The 18,636-nt window shown below is 64.3% G+C and carries 21 protein-coding genes and 1 pseudogene; 14 read left to right on the top strand and 8 right to left on the bottom strand.

What is annotated here, in order from left to right; all coding sequences use genetic code 11:
- Window positions 1-64 precede the first annotated feature (64 nt).
- Window positions 65-739, top strand: a complete 675-nt coding sequence (locus tag DY201_RS04040; protein WP_115730093.1) for a permease — start codon at window positions 65-67, stop codon at window positions 737-739.
- Between the two features lie 74 nt (window positions 740-813).
- Here the strand turns inward: DY201_RS04040 and DY201_RS04035 are convergent, their stop codons facing one another.
- Window positions 814-1,062: a YjiS-like domain-containing protein gene (locus DY201_RS04035; RefSeq protein ID WP_165916096.1), complete on the bottom strand. Its 249-nt coding sequence runs from the start codon at window positions 1,060-1,062 to the stop codon at window positions 814-816.
- A gap of 187 nt (window positions 1,063-1,249) precedes the next feature.
- On the opposite strand from DY201_RS04035, the gene DY201_RS04030 reads away from it, so the two are divergent.
- Window positions 1,250-2,035 (top strand): DUF2189 domain-containing protein, encoded by a 786-nt coding sequence (locus DY201_RS04030; RefSeq protein WP_115730091.1) that lies wholly within the window; start codon window positions 1,250-1,252, stop codon window positions 2,033-2,035.
- A gap of 58 nt (window positions 2,036-2,093) precedes the next feature.
- Here DY201_RS04030 and DY201_RS04025 read toward each other — a convergent pair whose 3' ends face one another.
- Window positions 2,094-2,552, bottom strand: coding sequence for a carboxymuconolactone decarboxylase family protein (locus DY201_RS04025; RefSeq protein WP_115730090.1), 459 nt, complete (start codon window positions 2,550-2,552; stop codon window positions 2,094-2,096).
- A 143-nt stretch (window positions 2,553-2,695) separates the two neighbouring features.
- Here DY201_RS04025 and DY201_RS04020 point away from each other — a divergent pair, with 143 nt between their 5' ends.
- Window positions 2,696-3,568, top strand: a complete 873-nt coding sequence (locus DY201_RS04020) for a sigma-70 family RNA polymerase sigma factor (RefSeq protein ID WP_115730089.1) — start codon at window positions 2,696-2,698, stop codon at window positions 3,566-3,568.
- Here the strand turns inward: DY201_RS04020 and DY201_RS04015 are convergent.
- Window positions 3,565-4,452, bottom strand: a complete 888-nt coding sequence (locus tag DY201_RS04015) for a LysR family transcriptional regulator (RefSeq protein WP_115730088.1) — start codon at window positions 4,450-4,452, stop codon at window positions 3,565-3,567. The genes DY201_RS04020 and DY201_RS04015 overlap by 4 nt on opposite strands.
- A 130-nt stretch (window positions 4,453-4,582) precedes the next feature.
- On the opposite strand from DY201_RS04015, the gene DY201_RS04010 reads away from it, so the two are divergent.
- Both DY201_RS04010 and DY201_RS04005 read left to right on the top strand, forming a co-directional pair.
- A complete protein-coding gene (locus DY201_RS04010) occupies window positions 4,583-5,044 on the top strand; it encodes a DMT family transporter (protein WP_115730087.1) in 462 nt (153 codons plus the stop codon).
- A gap of 2 nt (window positions 5,045-5,046) precedes the next feature.
- Window positions 5,047-5,490, top strand: coding sequence for a DMT family transporter (locus DY201_RS04005; protein WP_115730086.1), 444 nt, complete (start codon window positions 5,047-5,049; stop codon window positions 5,488-5,490).
- Between the two features lie 45 nt (window positions 5,491-5,535).
- Here the strand turns inward: DY201_RS04005 and DY201_RS04000 are convergent, their stop codons facing one another.
- The 3 genes from DY201_RS04000 to DY201_RS29345 all read right to left on the bottom strand — a co-directional run bounded on the left by DY201_RS04000 (window position 5,536) and on the right by DY201_RS29345 (window position 8,388).
- Window positions 5,536-6,885 carry a serine hydrolase domain-containing protein gene (locus tag DY201_RS04000; RefSeq protein ID WP_245431886.1) on the bottom strand — a complete coding sequence of 450 codons (1,350 nt, stop codon included), beginning with the start codon at window positions 6,883-6,885 and terminating at the stop codon, window positions 5,536-5,538.
- Entirely contained in the window at window positions 6,866-7,414 is a 549-nt protein-coding gene (locus DY201_RS29350) for an alginate export family protein (protein WP_245432102.1), read from the bottom strand. The genes DY201_RS04000 and DY201_RS29350 overlap by 20 nt, the downstream gene beginning before the upstream one ends.
- A 200-nt stretch (window positions 7,415-7,614) precedes the next feature.
- A complete protein-coding gene (locus tag DY201_RS29345) occupies window positions 7,615-8,388 on the bottom strand; it encodes a hypothetical protein (RefSeq protein WP_245431885.1) in 774 nt (257 codons plus the stop codon).
- A gap of 248 nt (window positions 8,389-8,636) precedes the next feature.
- Here DY201_RS29345 and DY201_RS03990 point away from each other — a divergent pair.
- From DY201_RS03990 to DY201_RS03980, 3 genes and pseudogenes are all read left to right on the top strand, one after another.
- Window positions 8,637-10,063 (top strand): annotated as a pseudogene (locus DY201_RS03990) (FAD-binding oxidoreductase).
- Between the two features lie 190 nt (window positions 10,064-10,253).
- Window positions 10,254-10,595: an ArsR/SmtB family transcription factor gene (locus tag DY201_RS03985; protein ID WP_115730084.1), complete on the top strand. Its 342-nt coding sequence runs from the start codon at window positions 10,254-10,256 to the stop codon at window positions 10,593-10,595.
- 24 nt (window positions 10,596-10,619) lie between these two features.
- Entirely contained in the window at window positions 10,620-11,108 is a 489-nt protein-coding gene (locus DY201_RS03980; protein ID WP_115730083.1) for an SRPBCC family protein, read from the top strand.
- A gap of 82 nt (window positions 11,109-11,190) precedes the next feature.
- On the opposite strand, the gene DY201_RS03975 is transcribed toward DY201_RS03980, so the two are convergent.
- Both DY201_RS03975 and DY201_RS03970 read right to left on the bottom strand, forming a co-directional pair.
- On the bottom strand, window positions 11,191-11,469 hold the full coding sequence (locus DY201_RS03975; protein WP_245431884.1) for a hypothetical protein: 279 nt from the start codon (window positions 11,467-11,469) through the stop codon (window positions 11,191-11,193).
- A 103-nt stretch (window positions 11,470-11,572) separates the two neighbouring features.
- The gene (locus DY201_RS03970) at window positions 11,573-12,475 is read right to left on the bottom strand and encodes a LysR family transcriptional regulator (RefSeq protein WP_115730082.1); all 903 of its coding nucleotides are present in this window, start codon (window positions 12,473-12,475) and stop codon (window positions 11,573-11,575) included.
- 128 nt (window positions 12,476-12,603) lie between these two features.
- On the opposite strand from DY201_RS03970, the gene DY201_RS03965 reads away from it, so the two are divergent.
- The 6 genes from DY201_RS03965 (at window position 12,604) to DY201_RS03940 (ending at window position 18,608) form a co-directional block, all read left to right on the top strand.
- Complete coding sequence (locus tag DY201_RS03965; protein WP_115730081.1) at window positions 12,604-13,785, top strand: MFS transporter; 1,182 nt, start codon at window positions 12,604-12,606, stop codon at window positions 13,783-13,785.
- A 137-nt stretch (window positions 13,786-13,922) separates the two neighbouring features.
- Window positions 13,923-14,756: an aldo/keto reductase gene (locus DY201_RS03960; protein ID WP_115730080.1), complete on the top strand. Its 834-nt coding sequence runs from the start codon at window positions 13,923-13,925 to the stop codon at window positions 14,754-14,756.
- A 238-nt stretch (window positions 14,757-14,994) separates the two neighbouring features.
- Window positions 14,995-15,435, top strand: a complete 441-nt coding sequence (locus DY201_RS03955) for a glyoxalase superfamily protein (RefSeq protein WP_115730079.1) — start codon at window positions 14,995-14,997, stop codon at window positions 15,433-15,435.
- 493 nt (window positions 15,436-15,928) lie between these two features.
- Window positions 15,929-16,690: an ABC transporter substrate-binding protein gene (locus DY201_RS03950; RefSeq protein WP_245431883.1), complete on the top strand. Its 762-nt coding sequence runs from the start codon at window positions 15,929-15,931 to the stop codon at window positions 16,688-16,690.
- Between the two features lie 79 nt (window positions 16,691-16,769).
- A complete protein-coding gene (locus DY201_RS03945) occupies window positions 16,770-17,447 on the top strand; it encodes an amino acid ABC transporter permease (RefSeq protein WP_115730077.1) in 678 nt (225 codons plus the stop codon).
- A gap of 30 nt (window positions 17,448-17,477) precedes the next feature.
- Window positions 17,478-18,608 (top strand): aminotransferase class V-fold PLP-dependent enzyme, encoded by a 1,131-nt coding sequence (locus DY201_RS03940; protein WP_115730076.1) that lies wholly within the window; start codon window positions 17,478-17,480, stop codon window positions 18,606-18,608.
- Window positions 18,609-18,636: the final 28 nt, after the last annotated feature.

The following is an 18,636-nucleotide window of genomic DNA, read 5'->3' as shown; positions in this document are numbered from 1 at the left end:
CCCTTCCCTTCACCCATTCCCGCCGTCATCATGCCGCGCGGACCACCCTGCGAAGGAGCGACGCATGGACTTCATGCGACTGCTGAAATCGATCGAGGAACTGCTCTACGAGGTCGTGTCGTGGCTGCTGTTTTACCCGCTGACGATGTGGCGAGCATTGCGCGACCCCGACAAGATGATGCGCTATGCCAATGTCGAGCTGTCCGACGACGTGGACGAGCAGTACCAGGACACGATGAGCCCGCCGATGTTCCTGCTGCTGACGCTGCTGATCGTGCATGGCCTGGAGCTCGGCTTCATCAGCGATCGTTCCTGGGTGGCGCCGTCGATGCTCGCCAGCGACTCCAACCTTCTGATCTTTCGGGCCGTCGTCTTCAGCGTCTTCCCGCTGCTGATGGCGGTGAAGCTGTTGCGCTTTCGCGGCGCCCGGATCGACAGGGCAACCTTGAAGCCACCGTTCTACAGCCAGTGTTATGTCGCGGCACCCTTCGCCCTCGGCGTCAGCCTGGCCGGCGTGGTGTGGCGCGTCCACAACAGCACCGCGGGCGTCGCAGCACTGCTGCTGCTGGTCGTTGCCGTCGTCTGGTACGTGGCGGTGGAAACGCGCTGGTTTGCCCGCAATCTCGACCTTGGTCTCGGCCGCGCACTGCTCAGCGTCGTTGTCACCGTGCTGCAAGGTGTGGCAGCCATGCTGATCGTCGGCACGGCCATCGCCCTGACGCAGGCGCCAGGGACGTGACGCAACGGCCATCGCCGTCGCGGCATGCCGGCCCTGCGACCGCCACCCCGCGACGTGTTGCCCGCGACGGTTGGTTATCGCATCGATTGCAGTCTGGTCATGAGACCAGTCTCGACGTCGAGGCTGGGAATGGCATCAACATCAACGGCAGGGTAGCCGATGTCCTTCATCTGCTCCGGGCTGAGTGCCGCGATGATCCGCCTGCTCTGGGCACGGCGATACCACATCTCGGCTGCCGCGATACGGCGTGCAGTTGCCTGGAGAAACCGGATCGTCAGATCCGCCGTCTGCTGTCCGTGGCTGGAATGCACTGAGTAAGCCATCTCGGCCTCCCGTCTACTGACATGACCCGGCGAGCTTGCCATGCAGGCGTGAGTGCAGCGTGTTCGACGCGTGAACGAGACGTCTAAAGCGGAAGCACTCCCGCTTGATCTCGATCAATGCGGGAAGTCGCGTTGCCACGCAGATAGATCGCTGCGGTCGGATGCAGCGCGGGGCAAGGGAGGACGAATGGCGGATATGGACACCTACGCCAGGCGCCCGGCTAGGCCGCCGGAAGTGCGCGCACTGACCGTAGCCGACATCAGGCAGAGCCTGGCGGAGGGCGCCGCCGACTTCGCCCGGAGCCCGGGCATCGGGCTCGCCATTGCGCTGGTCTTCGTGGTGATCGGCTTGGCAATTACAACGTCCCTGCTGGTGCTGCACGCCCCATGGCTGATCTATCCGTTCGCGATCGGCTTCCCGCTGGTCGGGCCCTTCGCCGCCGTCGGCTTCTATGAGGTAAGCCGCCAGATGGAGGCCGGGCACCAGCCGACGCTTGGAGAGGTCCTCAACGTGATCTGGGCCCAGCGCCGACGCGAAGTGTCGTGGATGGCCTTCGTCATGCTGTTCGTGTTCTGGGTCTGGATGTACCAGATCAGGCTGCTGATGGCGCTGATCCTCGGCCGCATGTCCTACGCCACGCTCGACCGCTTCGCCGATCTTGTGTTGACCACCAACCAGGGCTGGATCTTCCTCGGTATCGGCCATATCGAGGGCGCGGCGCTGGCGCTGGTACTGTATTCCATCACTGTCATCTCAATCCCTATACTGCTCGACCGCGAAATCGACTTCGTCACCGCCATGCTGACCTCGATCCGCGCGGTGCTGGCGAGCCCGCTTGTCATGCTCGGCTGGGGCCTGGTGGTGACGGTTGCGGTGCTGGCGGCCTGCGTGCCCTTTTTTCTCGGCCTCCTGGTGGTACTGCCGGTGCTGGGCCATGCTACCTGGCATCTTTATCGCCGCGCGGTGGTTTAGCGTACCTGCCCCTCACCCTTCGACTGGCGCAGGATGAGGGAGCGCACGACGTGGATCGTCAGTTCCAGGCGGCTCCCGCGACCTGGCGAACTGCCGCATTGAGGCGGTTCCAGACGTTGATCAGCGCGATGGTCAGAAGCAGCGCCGAGATCGCCTTCTCGTCGTAGTGGCTGACAGCCTCTTCCCAGACGTCGTCTGGCACCGGGTCGGACTTGTCGGCGACGCGGGTGACCGCCTCGGTGAGCGCCAGCGCGGCGCGCTCGGCAGGCGTGAACCAGGGCGTGTCGCGCCAGGCGGCAACGGCGAAGATGCGGTCGTCCTTCTCGCCCAGCTTCCTGAGTTCGAGCGAATGCATGTGCACGCAGACGCTGCAGCTGTTGATCTGGCTGGCGCGCAGATGAACCAGCTTGCGCGTCACCTCGGACAGGCCGTCCTTTTCAGTCGCCTTGTTGAGCGCAAACAGCGCCTGCATGGCATCGGGAAGCAGGATGGCGGGATTGGTCATACGAGCTTGCATGGGAATTCTCCTCGAATCTCAGTTGTTGTTCCGGCCTTACGCCTGACGTTATTGACGCCGCTGCCCTTGAACCGGTCTCGTGTCACATCGGCCGGGATTCGTTCGTCATGGCCTTGACGGAACAGCAGCAAGGAATGTGACCGATGAACGAAGAAATTTTTCTGGCCGACAAATTCGCGGAGAAGCGCGGCCATCTCCGGGCCGTCGCCTACCGCATGCTGGGCTCGGCCAGCGAAGCCGAAGACGCGGTGCAGGAAACGTGGCTGCGCCTGGCGCGCAGCGACGCGCATGAGATCGACAATCTTTCGGGCTGGCTGACGACGGTGGTGGCGCGCGTCTGCCTCGACATGCTGCGCCAGCGCAAGGCGCGGCGCGAAGAGCAACTCGAAACCGAAGGGCCCGATGAGGTTGCCGACGATGCGCCTGCCGTCGATCCCGAACGCGAGCTGGCGATGGCCGATGCCGTCGGGCTGGCGCTGCTAGTGGTGCTGGAGAAGCTGGCGCCAGCCGAGCGCATCGCCTTTGTCTTGCACGACATGTTCGACCTGTCCTTCGACGACATTGCGCCGATCGTCGAGCGCACGCCGGTCGCAGCAAGACAGCTGGCGAGCCGGGCCCGACGCCGGGTCCAGGGCGACGACAAGGCGCCTACCCCCGACAGGACGCGCCAGCGGCAGGTTGTCGAGGCGTTTCTCGCGGCTTCGCGCGGCGGCGATTTCGCCGGCCTGCTGGCCGTGCTCGACCCTGACGTCGTGTTCCGCGCCGACGCCGTGGCTGCGCAGCTGGGGGCGCTGGCCGAGCTGCGCGGCGCGCAGGCCGTGGCGCAAAGCTTCAAGGGCCGGGCGCAGGGCGCGCTGCCGGCACTCGTCGACGGCGCCATCGGCCTGATTGTCGCACCGATGGGCAAGCTGCGTGTCGTTCTGATGCTCAGGCTGGACGGCGACAGGATCGTCGGCATCGATGCCATCGCCGACCCGGACCGGCTGGCGCAGCTGGATTTGGCGCTGCTGGATTAGGCGTCGAACAGCCGCCCGGCCATGATGTCGACAAGGGCGCGTGTCTTGGGCGCAAGGTAGGGGCCCGCGGGCCAGAGGGCGCGCATGACGCCGCAATTGTCTAGGAATGGCTCAAGCACGGGCACAAGGGTCGTCGCGGCGAGCTGGTGCCGGACGGCATAGTCGGGCAGGCAGGCAATGCCAAAGCCCTGTTCGGCGAGATGGATGCGCGCCTCGACGCTGCTGGCGATTGCCGTCACCGGCAGGTCCAGTTCAAGCAGTGCCCCGTCGCGCAACAAGGGCCATGGCTCCAGCTTGCCGGTGACAGGATGGCGGTGGTGCAGGCAGGCGTGGGCGAGAAGCTGATCCGGCCATTCCGGCACGCCGGCGCGGGCGAGATAGGCTGGCGAAGCCACCAACAGGTGGCGGAATTCGCCGAGCTTGCGGCTCATCAGCCTGGAGTCCGCGGCCTTGCCGGTGCGAATCACCACGTCGAAGCCTTCCTCGATGACGTCGACGAGTCGGTCGGTGAAATCGAGTTCCAGCCGGACCTCAGGCCAGGCGCGCATGAAATCGGCGAGCACAGGCAGCAACAAGGTGCCGGCGACGGGCAGGCTGACGCGCAACGGACCGCTCGGCGCGGCGCGCGCTTGCGACAGTTCCTCTTCGGCCGCCTCGAACTCTCCGGCGATGCGACGGCAGCGCTCCAGAAACAGGCTGCCTTCGGAGGTGAGCGTGATGCTCCTGGTGCTGCGATGGAACAGGCGCACACCCAGCCTGTCCTCCAGCCGCGCCACGGCCTTACCAACGGCGGATGCGGAAATGCCGAGCTGGCGACCGGCAACGACAAAGCTGCGTGTTTCCGCAGCGTGGATGAACACATTAATCGCGCCAAGGCCGTTCATCATTTGCACCTGCTCATTACGGACTGAAACATCCGGAGTATTCGGAATTGTAGCCAGATTTTCTCGTCGTGGCAGGAGGCTATTTTTCAAGCCGGGCAGGTTTTGACGGCGCGATGTGGAGCACAACACAATGACCGGACGTTCGGCGGACTGGCTGTCGGCCCTGGCGTCGGGGGCGCTGCTGGCGGTGATGATCGCCTGCAATGGCCTTTTGGCCAGACATAGCGCACCAGTGTTTGCCTCGTGGGTGGCGCATGGAACAGGCGCAGCGGCCGCCATGCTGCTTGTCGCCGGAGGGTCGCGGATCTTTCGGCACCGGGAAGCCAGACCGCAACAAAAAGCTCCGGCCTGGGCCTATCTCGGCGGCGTACCCGGGGCGCTGACCGTGGTGCTCGCGGCAATCACCACCAACGGCCCATTGGCGCTGTCCGGCACCATCGCCTTCATGCTCGTCGGGCAGGTGGTCTTCGGCATGGCGATGGATTACGCAGGGCTGTTCGGCGTGGCAAAAAGGCGGTTTGCGGCAACCGATGTTGCGGTCGTTGCGCTCGTGCTCGGCGGCAGCTTGCTGCTCGTTGCAGGCGGACGATAACGATGAACGGGTACATCTTCGTCGCGGTGCTCAACGGCGTACTCATCGGTGTTAGTCGAGCCTTGAACGGGAAGCTCGGCATTGCGATCGGGCCACTGCGCGCCTCGTTCTGGAACCACCTCGTCGGGTTTGTCTTCCTCGCCGCCGTGCTGATCGTAGTCGGCGGCTGGAGCTTGGAAAACCTGTCCGCAGCACCCGCCCTTGCCTGGTTCGGCGGCATGTTCGGGGCGCTGTTTGTCGCAACCAACAGCCTCGTGTTGCCAAGGCTGGGGGCCATCAGGACGGCGGTGCTGGTGATCTGCGGCCAGATGGTCGCCGGCCTCGCGATCGACTATCTCGCCAATCACACAGCACCTGAACCACTGCAGCTTGCCGGCATCGTGGTCATCATGCTTGGCGTCCTTGCAGCCAGATTGTCGGGCGCGCGGAAAGCCAGCGGCGGCTGACAAATCCGCCACAGCGGGCTGAAGCAAATCCTCGGCTCGACCGTGCTACTTCATCAAATGCTTAGCCACCGCTTCAAAGGCCGGCAGCGAAGTCGGGTCGTTGGCGGCATTGCCGGCCGTGGGATGCGACGAGAAGCGGGCGATGACGACACGCGCCTTGGGATCGATATAGAGCGCCTGGCCATGCACGCCACGTGCCGAGTAGGCACCGTTGTCGTTGTTGGTGATCCACCACATACCGCGATAGCTCCAGCCCTTGAGCAGCGCATAGCCGGCCTTTTCGAACGCCGCCTTGTCACCGCCGGCACGGATGCGGGCAATCGCCGCCTCGGGTATCAGGCGCTGGCCGTTGGCAACACCATCGTCGAGCAGCAGTTGGCCGAGCCTCGCCATGTCGCGCAGGCCGGCATTGAAGCCCCCGCCGGCAAAGGGCGTGCCGGTCGAATCGACGGTGTAGTAGGCGTCCTGCTCGGCTCCCATCTTGCTCCAGATCCGCCCCGACATGAACTGGGCGACGGACTGACCGGTGACACGCGCGACGATCCAGCCAAGCGCGTCGGTGTTGATGGTCTTGTAGCCGAAGGCCGTGCCGTGCTCGCCTTCCTTGCGCACCGTCTGCAGATATTCGAAATAGCTGCGCGGCCCGATATAGCCTTCCGGCTTGGGCAGTGGACTGCCGGCCGCCGAATAGGTCCAGACGTCGGCGTTGGGGTCGGCATAGTCCTCGCTGTAGCGCAGGCCGGTGGTCATCTCGAGCACCTGCTTGACGGTGGCGTCGCCAAACGCACTGTTGGCGAGTTCGGGCACCACTGATGCCACCTTGGCGTTTTCGTCAAGCTTGCCCTCGGCGACCAGAATTTCGCCGAGCAGGCCGGTGATCGACTTGGTGACCGACATCGCGCCATGCTGGCCGGCATCGTCAAGGCAGCCGAAATAGCGCTCGTAGACGATCTTGCCTTCATGCAGCACGACGATGCCGTCGGTATAGTTGGCGGCGAGCGACTGCTCCCAGGTCATCTCGGCACCGCCGCCGAGCGGGGTGAATTTCACCGCGTCGATGGTCTCATCCGGTTTGCGTTCAAGCAGACCCGGAGCGCCAAGCCCGCGGCTGACATTGGCCGTCGGCATCAGCTGGCGGAAGTGGCAGACCGTCCAGCGCATCTTGGGAAATGAGAAATAGTCCGGGTCGGTGAAGCGGATGATCTTGTCGGCCGGCGGCGGCGAACCGACCATCCAACCAAGCTTGACGGGATCGGACTCGGCGGCTGACAGCACTTTTGCCTCCTGCGCATGGGAGATCGACGACGGCAGCGCCAGAGCAGCCACCGCCGCGGCCAGCACGGCGCAGATGAGGCCTTTACGTCTGGCTCCAACCTCAGAAATTGACCACCACATTGACGAAGCCTCCTGTCCAGACGGGCGCATCGAAACTGACGACGGAGTCGGCTCCGGGACCCGGAAATGAAACGCTGAACCCGGCGGTCAGATAGGTGTTGGGGTTCAGCACGCGGTTGTACTCGAGGAAGATGTCGTCCGAGAGATGCTTGGCTGAGACGCCGGCGACCGGATTGGGCACTCCGTTGATGATCTCGAGATGCGTGCCCTGGCCGAACTGGATCGGGCTTCGAAGTTCGTTGGCGCTGATATAGGCGTAGCGCAGGGTCAGCGTATCGCGCTCGGTCGGCGTGACCCGCAGGCTGAGCTGATGGGCGTTGACGTTCGAATTGATGAATACCATCGACGACTTCGACCCGGTCGACCAGGAACTCGGGCTGCCCTCGTAGTAGAGCGGGTCGAAGCGTTCCAGCCGCGACGTCGACGGATCGTCGCCTGAAAACGTCTGGTAGGAATAGGCGATCGTCGGCGCCCATGAATATTCGGCGAAGGTGTAGCCGACCTGGACGCGGCCGCCCCATGCCCGCATATCGATGTCATCGTTCCACTGATAGGCGAAGTCGCCGGCGACGAAGAGGTTCTCGAAGCTGTCGCCGAACGGAATGGCGCGGCCATAAGCATTGACGAAGTTTAGGCCTTCGCGGCCATTGGCAACAAGCGTCGGCACACCGATGCCGCCGGGGGCTGCCTTTGGATAGGGCGAGTCGGACTTGAGCACATGGCCAAAGGTCAGGCCGGCAAATGTGTTGTTTTCGCCGTCGTAGCGAAAATCGCCGCCGGCGATCCTGGTGTGGCTGTCGCTCTCGTTCTGCTCATTGGCATCGAGATAGAACGCCGTGCCGGTGAAATTGTCGAAACCGAAGCGGCCGATCGACGCCATTTCCCACGCCTTGCGAGGGCCCCCAGCTTGAGCGCGCCGCGATCAAAACCGCTGGATCCGCCATTGGCGAGCAGCATGCCGGTACCGGCCTTGAACTCGCGCGGCCCGACCGAGACATCGAAGGAAGGATCGCTCTTTTCGCCGGAGCGCAGGCCGAGATATCCCTCTTCCAGCGTGACACGGCCGGTGTTGCCGGTAGCGTAGGCGTCGATGCCGAGCGTGCCCGAGGCGACGGCCGAGACCTTGCCATAGGCCACCACTCCGCCGAGCTCCTGGGTGAAGCTGAGTCCTGGCAGGATATAGCCTTCGAGCCAGGTCTTGTTTGAATCAAAGCCGGCCGACGGCGCGAACGAATCGGCATAGTTCCAAAACACGTTGTGCTCGGTGACCACGTTCAGGCCGGCCTGCAGATGCATGCGAATGGTCAGCCCGTCATGGTCGAGGAGCAGCATGCGGTCGTCGGCCGCGAGCGCCTGATGGCAGGTGAGAAGGCTTGCAAGCAGCGGTGTTGCCGCCCCTGCCCAGCCAACAAGCCTAGGTATCCACAGCCTGGAATTCAGCTTTTGTGTACCAGCACCAACTTGCAGCGCCCTCTTGTCGATGTCGCTGCCCCTGCACCCCATCGTTTGATTGGTCTCCGATTTCGCCGGGTTCGAAGCACTCAGATAGCTGAGCTGTTTGACACTATGGCGACTGGGTTTCGTTACGGCAAGGCGCGAAGCCGACCGGCACGGTTAGCGCGGCGACGCGGCGTGCCCATCACTTTTCCGCAACAGGCCCGCCCTTGTTCTTGTCCATCGAAAGGCTAAAGCGCACAATCGACGGCTTGCGGTGCAAGAGGAGGCCTTTTCTCTGTTCGGAGGAAAGCCCCATGAACGACCTCAACCTAACGACCCTGGACGGTGGGCTGGCGACGGTGAGCGCGCCTGTCCTCGATGCCTTCGCGGCAAGCCTGCGTGGTCATATGCTCAATGCCGGCGATGCCGGTTACGACGAGGCCCGTATCGTCTGGAACGCCGTCCCGGCCTTGTCGTGCGTTGCGTCGGCGCCAGCGACGTCATCGCGGCGGTCAAGTTCGCGCGCGACTACAAGCTGCTCGTCTCCGTGCGCGGCGGCGGCCACAACATCGCCGGTAGTGCTGTCTGCGACGGCGGCCTGATGATCGATCTTTCCCAGATGAAATCTGTGCGGGTAGACCGAGTGGCACGCCGAGCCTGGGTCGAGCCGGGCGCGATCCTCGCCGATGTCGACAAGGAAACCCAAGCGTTTGGCCTGGCAGTGCCGACCGGCATCAACTCGACGACCGGCATATCGGGGCTGACATTGGGTGGCGGCTTCGGCTGGACGACGCGCAAGCTTGGCCTGACCATCGACAATCTGCTGTCGGCCGACGTGGTGACGGCGGATGGCGAACTGGTGCGGGCAAGCACCGCCGAGCATCCCGACCTGTTCTGGGCGATACGCGGCGGCGGCGGCAATTTCGGCGTCGTCACCGCCTTCGAATTCAAGCTGCACAAGCTGGGCCCGCAGGTGCTTTCGGGGCTCGTCGTGCATCCTTTCGAGGAGGCCAAGTCGGTGCTTCGACAATATCGCGATGCGCTCGAGGACGCACCCGACGAGTTGACCTGCTGGGCCGTGATGCGTCAGGCGCCGCCGCTGCCGTTCCTGCCGGCGCAATGGCACGGCAAGGAGGTGCTGGTGCTGGCCATGTGCTGGTGCGGCGAGCTCGAAATCGGCGAGAAGGCGACCGCCGTCCTGCGCGGCATCGGCAACCCGATCGTCGACGTCGTCGGGCCGAACCCGTTCGCCGGATGGCAGATGGCGTTCGATCCGCTGCTTGCGCCCGGCGCGCGCAACTACTGGAAAAGCCACGACTTCATCGAGCTTTCGGATACGACTATCGACATGCTCGACACCGCGATCGGCGCCCTGCCGGGGCCGGAATGCGAGATTTTCGTCGGCCATGTCGGCGGCGCAGCCGGACGGGTTGCAACCGATGCCACGGCTTTCCCGCAGCGCAACTCGCATTTCGTCATGAACGTGCATGCACGCTGGCGCGAGCCGTCGATGGACAAGACCTGCATCGGCTGGGCCCGCAACATCTACGAGGCGACACGGCCGCAGGCAGTTGGCACCGCCTACATCAATTTCATGCCGGCGGACGAAGCTGACCGGGTCGAGGCGGCTTATGGTGCCAACTACAGCAGGCTGCTCGAGGTGAAGCGTAAATACGATCCCGACAACATGTTCCGCATGAACCAGAACGTTCACGCCAAGAAGGCCCGCAAGGCGGCGTGACGGGCTTCTCTCTGTCGGAGAGGGCACCGGGCGGGCAACGCCGGGCGAGTTCGAGGTGATGACGCGCAGCACCCCACCCTCCCTCCCCACAACGGGGAGGGAGGCATCGGCGTTGCGCCTGCCCACTCCAGCCTTGACGGGTCCTCGCGTTCTATATAACCTTTCAGTTATAGAATGCGAGTGTACCAACATGACGCCGTCCGAACGCCTCGACGCAACTTTCACCGCACTGGCCGATCCGACACGCCGGGCGATCCTGGCGCGGCTGATGACCGGCGATGTCTCCGTGATGGAGCTGGCCGAGCCTTTCGCCATGAGCCAGCCGGCGATCTCCAAGCATCTCAAGGTGCTGGAGCGCGCCGGGCTGATCTCGCGCGGCCGCGACGCCCAGCGCAGGCCGTGCCGCATCGAAGGCGAAGCGCTGGCAGAAGTGACCGGCTGGCTCGACGAGTACCGCAAGGTCTGGGAAGGCAACTACAAGCGGCTGGATGCGCTGCTCGCCGACCTGCAGGCGAACCAAGGCAAGGCCTGAGGGGCGGACGAGGGGGGAACGACGATGAGCCACAGACTGGAAGTGACGACGCCGAGCGACCGCGAAATCGCCATGACGCGTGTGTTCGACGCGCCGCGCGACCTGGTTTTCGACTGCTGGACCATCCCGGCGCTGTTGAAACGCTGGATGACGGGACCGGACGGCTGGTCGTTTGCCGTCTGCGAGATCGACTTGCACATCGGCGGCACGTACCGCTTCGTCTGGCGCCATGACGACGGCCGCGACATGGGCATGACCGGGACCTATCGCGAGATCGCTCGGCCGGAAAGGATCGTCAGCGTCGAGCTGTTCGACATGGACTGGACCGACGGCGAGGCGCGCTCGACCCTGGTGCTGACCGAAAAGGACGGCCGCACCATTTCCGTCAACACCGTGCTCTACAGCTCGCGCGAGGCCAGGGATGGCGCCATCGCCATCGGCATGGCCAAGGGTGTCGAGGCCGGATACGACAGGCTCGACGGCGTGCTGGCCGAGCAGTTGGCAGCCGGCTAATCCATGCCTGGCCGGCGCCTTCGATCGGCAAGTTCACGCGGCGGCAGCTTCAGGACAACTCAAGCTTACAGCGAGGGAACACTTAGCGGCAGACACGGCGATAGATGTTGCCGAACAGCTCGATCTGGCAGTTCGACTTCATCACCGGCACGTCGGGCCGCTGGACCTGCGGTATGACGATCTGGCGGTCCTGCTCGCGCTGGCGTTGTTGTTCGGCCTGGAAATCGATGCGGCCCTGCCGGCTTTGCAGGATCTGCAGCTCGTTGATCCGGCCTTCGCGCGCAAGCTGGTTCCGGTCGGGCTGACCGGGCAGGTCGATGGCATGCGCCTGCATCGCGCCGGCAAGCACAATGCCCGCCAAGATCAGAGCCCGTTTCGATCTCGCCATCTTCGCCATCGCAACACTTCCAGCGCGATAATCGCGCCTCACGAAGGTAGTGCGCCTATTCGCCGAAACAATGGCGCTATCCGGCGCGCGTTTTTTCGGCGAGGAAATTGATGAAGGCGCGGATGCGCGCGGCAAGGTGACCATGGCCGGCGAAGACGGCGTGTATCATCTCGATGTCCTCGGGATTGTAGGCTTCGAGCACCGGCACAAGCGTGCCGGCAGCGATGTCTGCCTGGACCTGGAAGCGGCCGCTGCGGATCAGGCCGACGCCGTCGAGGCAGAGCCGGCGCAAGCTCGGGCCGTTGTTGGCAAGCAGGTTGCCGCCGATCCGCTGGGCGAAGGTCTCACCGGTTGCCGGATCGCGAAAAATCCATTCATCGCGGTTGCGCAGGAAATTGAAGCGCAGGCAGTTGTGGCCGCCGAGATCGGCCGGCTTTTCCGGCACGCCGTACCGCTCCAGGTAGGCGGGCGAAGCGACGACGACGCGGCGGATCTCCAGAATCTTGCGCGCCTTCAGCGATGAATCGCGCAGCTTGCCGGAACGGATGGCGACGTCGGCGCGCTCTTCGTAGAGGTCGATGACGCTGTCGGTCAGCGACAGGTCGAGTTCGACCTCGGGATAAAGCGCCAGGAACTCGGCCATGTGCGGCACGACATGGCTGGCGCCGAAGGCCACCGAGGCGCTGACCCTGAGCAAGCCGCGCGGCACCGCATTGGCGCCGCCGGCGACGATACGCTCGGCCTCCTCGATCTCGCCGAGGATGCGGGTGGCCCGCTCGAGATAGACCTCGCCCTCCGGGGTGAGTTGCAGGCTGCGCGTCGAGCGCACGACGAGGCGGGTGCCCAGCCTGTCCTCGATGCGTGTGATCAGCTTGCTGACCGCCGATGGCGACAGGCCGAGCTGCCGGCCGGCAGCGGAGAAGCTCTTCAGCAAGGCGGCCCGGACGAAGACCTCCATCTCACCGGCGCGATTGTCCATGAATGGCCTCTTGTGAATCAAATTCACAAGCATTCATCCATAATCATGCATTATTGCGCAAGCGCCCTTGCCCCATATGCAGCCACGGATCAACCGCGGCGCAGGCCGCCTAGTCAACGGTGCACGACATGCCCCTAGCCATCTTCGCGCTCACCATCGCGGCCTATGCGATCGGCACGACCGAATTCGTCATCGTCGGGCTGTTGCCGACGGTGGCCCAGGATCTTGACATCACCCTGCCGCTGGCCGGCCTGATCGTCAGCGTCTACGCGCTGGGCGTCACCTTCGGCGCACCGGTGCTGACGGCGCTTGCCGGCCGGATCGATCGCAAGCCTCTGCTGCTCGGGTTGATGGCGCTGTTCGTCGTCGGCAACACGGCAGCCGCGCTGAGCCCCAGCTACGAGCTGCTGCTCGTTGCACGTGTACTGTCAGCCTTCGCCCATGGCGTGTTCTTCTCGGTCGGCGCCACCATTGCCGCCGATCTGGTGCCGGAAAACCGCCGCGCTTCGGCAATTGCCATGATGTTCATGGGCCTGACGGTAGCGATCGTCACCGGTGTGCCGCTCGGCACCTTCATCGGCCAGACCTTTGGCTGGCGCGCCACCTTCTGGGGTGTTTCCCTGCTCGGCGTCATTGCCTTTACCGGTATCGCCGCGTTGCTGCCTTCGAACCTGAACAAGGCGGCACCTTCGAGCCTGCTCGACCAAATCCGGGTGCTGGGTTCCGGCCGGCTGCTCCTGGTGTTCGCGATGACGGCGCTCGGTTATGGCGGCACTTTCGTCACCTTCACCTATCTCGCCTCGATCCTCGAACAGGTCACCGGCTTCCAGGCCTCCAGCGTCAGCCTGATCCTGGTTCTGTACGGCCTGGCCATCGCGGTCGGCAACATCGCCGGCGGCCGTATCGCCGACCGCAACCCGGTCAAGGCGCTGACCGTGCTGTTTGCGATGCAGGCTGTGGTGCTGGTGCTGTTTTCCTTCACCGCAGTTTCGCCGGCCTGGACACTTGCCACGTTGGCCGCGCTCGGCTTCCTGTCCTTTGCCAATGTGCCAGGCCTGCAGCTCTATGTCGTGCAACTGGCCAAGGCGCACCGGCCGGGCGCCGTCGACGTCGCCTCGGCACTGAACATCGCCTCGTTCAACCTCGGCATCGCACTGGGCGCCTGGATCGGCGGCATGGTCGTCGCTTCGCCGCTAGGCCTTGTCGCGACACCTTGGGTCGGTGCCGTGCTGGTGGCTGGAGCGTTTGTGCTGACAGCGTGGAGCGGCGCGCTGGACCGGCGCCAGGAACCTCTGTGCCAGCCGGCTTAGGTGCCGGCTTAGAATGATTGACCAGCTTCACTGCCGACCTACCTAAAGGATGGAGCCATCCACCCAATTTCCTCCCCGCCCCCAATTTCCTCTCCCCTAATGTCCTCTCCCCCTCATGTCCTCTCAAGGAGAACATCATGAAATTCGTTACCGCCAATGGCGCGACAATTCCTGCCCTTGGCTTCGGCACCTTCCGCATGCCCGGTGCAGAAGTCCTCGAAGTGGTGCCCGAAGCAATCCGCCAAGGCTTCCGCCACATCGACACCGCCCAGATCTACGGCAACGAGGCCGAGGTCGGCGAGGCGATCGCCACCTCCGGCGTGGCCCGTTCGGACATCTTCCTGACCACCAAGGTCTGGGTCGACAAGTACCAGCGCGATGCCTTCGTGAAGTCGGTCGACGACAGCCTGAAGAAGCTTCGCACCGACCATGTCGACCTGCTGCTGCTGCATTGGCCGAACGACGCGGTGCCGCTGGCCGAGCAGATCGGCGCCCTGAACGAGATGCAAAAGGCCGGCAAGGCGCGCCATATCGGCGTCAGCAACTTCAACACCACACTGATGGCCGAGGCAGTGAAGCTGAGTGACGTCAGGCTGGCGACGAACCAGGTCGAATACCACCCCTATCTCGACCAGACCGCGGTGCTCCAGGCCGCACGCAAGGCCGGCATGTCGGTCACAGCCTACTACGCCATGGCCGACGGCAAGGTGATCTCCGATCCCGTGCTGAAAGCGATCGGCGCCAGCCACGGCAAGACGGCAGCTCAGGTGGTGCTACGCTGGCTGGTGCAGCAGGACGGCGTCGTGACACTGACCAAGACGTCGACGCTGTCGCGCCTGCCTGAGAATTTCGCCATCTTCGATTTCGAACTGTCGGCGGACGAGATGGCGGCGATCCATGCCCTGGCCACAGCTGGCGGGCGCATCGTCAGTCCCGGCGGGCTGGCCCCGGTGTGGGACAAATCCGCCTGACCTGGGGTCGCCTGACCTGGGCCGCCTGACCCGGCCTCCGGCGCGCCCTCATTGACGGCGCGCCTCGTTCTTCCTATCTGAGGGCGGTCAAGGGCGGGAAGCCCCTGCCGCCCGCAGCCGCAAGGCACGGTGAAGCTTCCTTCAGAACATTCGTTTCCCTGTCGATGCGACGGCCGAGGCGGCAATGCGGGCTCCCGACTTTCACCACGCCGTTCGCGCATCGCGAAGGAGCGAAACCATGACCACAGGTCAAGACTACAAAACCAATGCCCGCAGGCTGCGCGACGCGCTCGCTGCCGATGGCATCGCCATCAGCCACGCCAAGGCGCTTGAACTCGTCGCCCGCCAGGAAGGCGTGCGCGACTGGAACACGCTGGCCGCGCGTCCCAACGACACCAGGGCCGAAGAGACCACCGGTGGCGCACCCTTCGCCGTCGGCGAGACGGTGTCGGGCACCTTCAACGGCAACCCTGCCAAGGGACGCGTCATCGGCCTCGAGGAGACGATCAAGCCGGATCTCTGGCGTGTCACCGTCGCCTTCAATCCGCCGGTGGACGTGTCGACTTCGAAGCTGTTTTCGTCGGAGCGACGCCGCATCCAGATGGTCGTCGGCGCTGACGGTCGTTCGCGTCGGTTGACCGGCACCGAAACAGGCGTGATGGCGCTCAGCCGCGCCTGACGCCAAATACCTCTCCGCATCCAAGCGGCCGTGGATCGTCGAAGCGATCCGCGGCCGTTTTCGTTTGCGTCGGGGCGTCGATGGCCGACCAGGATCAACGCTGAGTCACCTCGGGCACTCCGAGAACAACTATCTGGACAAATTTAAATGCAAATGCAAATATCTTGCTGAGGAGGATGGAGGAGGCACAAAGGTAGGATCGAGATTTCGCGCTCGCCATCGGCAACGATGTAGTGCACGGAACACTTGCCCCGAACCCTCATACGCAAACGAAGCAAGCACGGATCGCCAGATTCAGAGGCAGCCAACATGGCGAGCCACGGAAAGTCCGGCTGTGCCGGTGGCGGATGGGATCCGTCGCTCGCCATATGCCCATGCATACTTACAGGCTTGAAGCAGCGACGTGTGACTGGCGGCTGGATCGCTTGTCACCGTCGATCGATCAAAGGGAGGAAGAAAATTGGCATTCTCTAAACTAGCGGCCGGCATGGCCATGGCATTTGCCCTCGCGCTCTCGGCACCGGCCAGCGCCCAGGAAAAGCTCGTCGTCGGCGCCTACCCGGCCAATCCGCCATGGGAGTTCAAGACGGAAAGCGGCAGCTTCGAGGGTTTCGAGATCGACGTCGCGACAGAGGTCGCCAAGCGCCTCGGCCGCCCGGTCGAGTTCCAGGACATGGGCTTCCAGGCGCTCTTCGCCGCGTCCAGTTCGGGCCGCATCGACTTCGCCGTCTCGTCGATCTCGGTCAACAACGAGCGCCTGCAGAACCAGTCGTTCACCCAGCCCTATTATGATGGCGACGGCACGGTCATCGGTCGCGAAGCGTCCGACATCACCGGCCTCGACGGCCTGAAGGGCAAGGTCATCGGCGTCGTTGCCGGCACCACGGGCGAAGCCTGGGCCAAGGAAAACACCGACAAGCTCGGCCTCGCCGAAGTGCGCAGCTACAACGCCCAGCAGGACCTGCTGCTGGACATCCAGGCCCAGCGCGTCGATGGCGGCGCCGGTGAACTCGCCGGCTTCCAGTATGCCATGACCAAGTCGCCGGGCTTCAAGGTGCTGGTGCGTATTCCGACCGGCGAACGCTTCGCCATGATGGCGCGCAAGGACCATCCTGCCATCGTCGCCGCCAACGACGCCGTGTCGGCGATGAAGGCAGACGGCACGATGGCCGCGATCCACAAGAAGTGGTTCGGCGTAGAGCCGGACGCGGGTACCAGCACGACGACTGCAATGCCGCTGCCCAAGGCCGAGTGAGCCAACGGCTCCACCTGCAAAACCTTGAAACGACGCTGCGGCCTGGCAAGGCCGCAGCGTCCTGCGACCGGACCTCGCCATGGACCTGATCACCACCTTCTTCAACTGGGACATACTGGTCCGCAGTTTTCCGATGCTGATGCGCGGCATCGGCAACACCATCTTGCTGGGCGTCGCCAGCATCATCTTCGGCGGCGCGGCCGGGTTGCTCGTCTGCCTGATGCGGCTTTATGGGCCCAAGCCGGTGCGCTACTTCGCCATAGCCTATGTCGATTTCCTCAGGGCAATGCCGATCCTGGTACTGCTGATCCTGATCTATTACGCGCTGCCTTTCGTCGGCATCCGCTTCTCGTCATTCACCGCAGCGACGCTGGCGCTGTCGCTGGTGCTTTCGGCCTTCACCGCCGAGGTCTGCCGCGCCGGCATCGAAAACGTGCCGAAGGGCCAGTTCGAGGCAGCCTCGGCGCTGGGCATCGGCTTCTGGACGACGATGCGCACCGTGATCCTGCCGCAGGCGTTGCGTGTCATCATCCCGCCGCTGACCAGCAATTGCGTCTCGATCTTCAAGGACACCGCCCTCGCCTCGGTCGTCGCCATGCCCGATTTGTTGAAGCAGGCGACGGACGCACAGGCGCTCATGGCCAACCCGACACCGCTGATCGGTGCTGCTGCGCTCTATCTCGTCTTCCTGTTGCCGTTGGTCAGGCTGGTGAGCTTTCTCGAGGAACGCGGCAAGCGCCAGATGACGGCGCGCTGAGCCCACGACAGCAATACGGAATTCCGCACGATGACAACACCAGACGGCTCCGCCTACTTCCTCTACCACTCGATCGGCATGTATCCCGGCAAGGCCGAGGCCATGGCGGCGGAACTTTCCGAATTTGCGGCCAGTTGGGGTGCCTTCGACGACGGACAGTGGATGCGGGCGCTGGGCAAGCGCCAGCGTTTCATCGATCTCTGGAGCAACCTGATCGGGGCATCGAAGGGCACGCTGACGTCGGCCGAGAACGTCACCACCGCGCTTTACAGCCTGATCGGCGCTCTGCCACCCCACCACCTTGCCGGTCGCCGCGTGCTGGTGACGGCAGACTGCTTCCCGAGCCTGCACTTCCTGCTCGCCGGTCTTGCGCCGCGCTTCGGTTTCACCCTCGACACTGTGGCCATGCGCGACGGCGAAAGCTGGGTGCATGACGACGATTTAATCGCGTCATGGGGCAAGGATGTCGGCCTGACGCTTTTGACCCAGGTGACGTCGACCAGTTCACACCGCTGCGACCTCGACCGGCTGGTGGCCCATGGCCGCGCGATGGGCAGCCTCGTCGGCGTCGACATCACCCAGGGTGTCGGCCTGATCCCGTTCAAGGTTGACGCGCCGGCCGTCGATTTCACCATATCGACAAGCCTGAAATGGCTGTCCGGCACGCCGGGCGCCGGCATCATCCATGTCGCCGAACCGCTGCTCAAGGAGTGCCGGCCTGAACTGCGCGGCTGGTTCAGCCAGGACAACATCTTCTCCTGGGACCTCGACGCCTTCGCCTATGCGCCGGATGCCCGCCGCTTCGACCACGGTACGCCGTCGGCGCTGGCCTGCATCGGCTCGGTGCCGGCGCTGGAATGGCATGCAGCGCAGGACAAGACGGCACTGCTCGCGCATAATCGTAAGCTGAGCGCTGCGATCATAGCGCGGGCCGACGAGATGGGCCTGGCACTCGCCAGCCCGCGCGACGACCGGCGACGCGGCGGCAGCATCATGTTGCGCCTGCCCGCTGAGACGGAAACTGCGACGATCGTCAACGGCCTGCGCCAGAGTGGTGTTTTCACGGATTGCCGTGGCCGCATCCTGCGCCTTTCACCGGGCACGATCACGACGGCCGAGGGCATCGACCGGCTGTTCGCCGGGCTCGGCGCGCTGCTGTAGCCGGCTGCCCCACTGGACGGGAGCCGAC

It is taken from the genome of Aminobacter aminovorans (assembly GCF_900445235.1).
Lineage (GTDB): Bacteria > Pseudomonadota > Alphaproteobacteria > Rhizobiales > Rhizobiaceae > Aminobacter > Aminobacter aminovorans.
This window is presented reverse-complemented; position numbering and strand designations above follow the sequence as displayed.

Excerpts from the sequence above, each read along its gene's own strand:
- DY201_RS04040 (WP_115730093.1), top strand. The coding sequence starts at position 65 with ATGGACTTCATGCGACTGCTGAAATCGATCGAGGAACTGCTCTACGAG.
- DY201_RS04035 (WP_165916096.1), bottom strand. The coding sequence starts at position 1,062 with ATGGCTTACTCAGTGCATTCCAGCCACGGACAGCAGACGGCGGATCTG.
- DY201_RS04030 (WP_115730091.1), top strand. The coding sequence starts at position 1,250 with ATGGCGGATATGGACACCTACGCCAGGCGCCCGGCTAGGCCGCCGGAA.
- DY201_RS04025 (WP_115730090.1), bottom strand. The coding sequence starts at position 2,552 with ATGCAAGCTCGTATGACCAATCCCGCCATCCTGCTTCCCGATGCCATG.
- DY201_RS04020 (WP_115730089.1), top strand. The coding sequence starts at position 2,696 with ATGAACGAAGAAATTTTTCTGGCCGACAAATTCGCGGAGAAGCGCGGC.
- DY201_RS04015 (WP_115730088.1), bottom strand. The coding sequence starts at position 4,452 with ATGAACGGCCTTGGCGCGATTAATGTGTTCATCCACGCTGCGGAAACA.
- DY201_RS04010 (WP_115730087.1), top strand. The coding sequence starts at position 4,583 with ATGACCGGACGTTCGGCGGACTGGCTGTCGGCCCTGGCGTCGGGGGCG.
- DY201_RS04005 (WP_115730086.1), top strand. The coding sequence starts at position 5,047 with ATGAACGGGTACATCTTCGTCGCGGTGCTCAACGGCGTACTCATCGGT.
- DY201_RS04000 (WP_245431886.1), bottom strand. The coding sequence starts at position 6,885 with ATGTGGTGGTCAATTTCTGAGGTTGGAGCCAGACGTAAAGGCCTCATC.
- DY201_RS29350 (WP_245432102.1), bottom strand. The coding sequence starts at position 7,414 with ATGCGGGCATGGGGCGGCCGCGTCCAGGTCGGCTACACCTTCGCCGAA.
- DY201_RS29345 (WP_245431885.1), bottom strand. The coding sequence starts at position 8,388 with ATGGGGTGCAGGGGCAGCGACATCGACAAGAGGGCGCTGCAAGTTGGT.
- DY201_RS03985 (WP_115730084.1), top strand. The coding sequence starts at position 10,254 with ATGACGCCGTCCGAACGCCTCGACGCAACTTTCACCGCACTGGCCGAT.
- DY201_RS03980 (WP_115730083.1), top strand. The coding sequence starts at position 10,620 with ATGAGCCACAGACTGGAAGTGACGACGCCGAGCGACCGCGAAATCGCC.
- DY201_RS03970 (WP_115730082.1), bottom strand. The coding sequence starts at position 12,475 with ATGGACAATCGCGCCGGTGAGATGGAGGTCTTCGTCCGGGCCGCCTTG.
- DY201_RS03965 (WP_115730081.1), top strand. The coding sequence starts at position 12,604 with ATGCCCCTAGCCATCTTCGCGCTCACCATCGCGGCCTATGCGATCGGC.
- DY201_RS03960 (WP_115730080.1), top strand. The coding sequence starts at position 13,923 with ATGAAATTCGTTACCGCCAATGGCGCGACAATTCCTGCCCTTGGCTTC.
- DY201_RS03955 (WP_115730079.1), top strand. The coding sequence starts at position 14,995 with ATGACCACAGGTCAAGACTACAAAACCAATGCCCGCAGGCTGCGCGAC.
- DY201_RS03950 (WP_245431883.1), top strand. The coding sequence starts at position 15,929 with ATGGCATTTGCCCTCGCGCTCTCGGCACCGGCCAGCGCCCAGGAAAAG.
- DY201_RS03945 (WP_115730077.1), top strand. The coding sequence starts at position 16,770 with ATGGACCTGATCACCACCTTCTTCAACTGGGACATACTGGTCCGCAGT.
- DY201_RS03940 (WP_115730076.1), top strand. The coding sequence starts at position 17,478 with ATGACAACACCAGACGGCTCCGCCTACTTCCTCTACCACTCGATCGGC.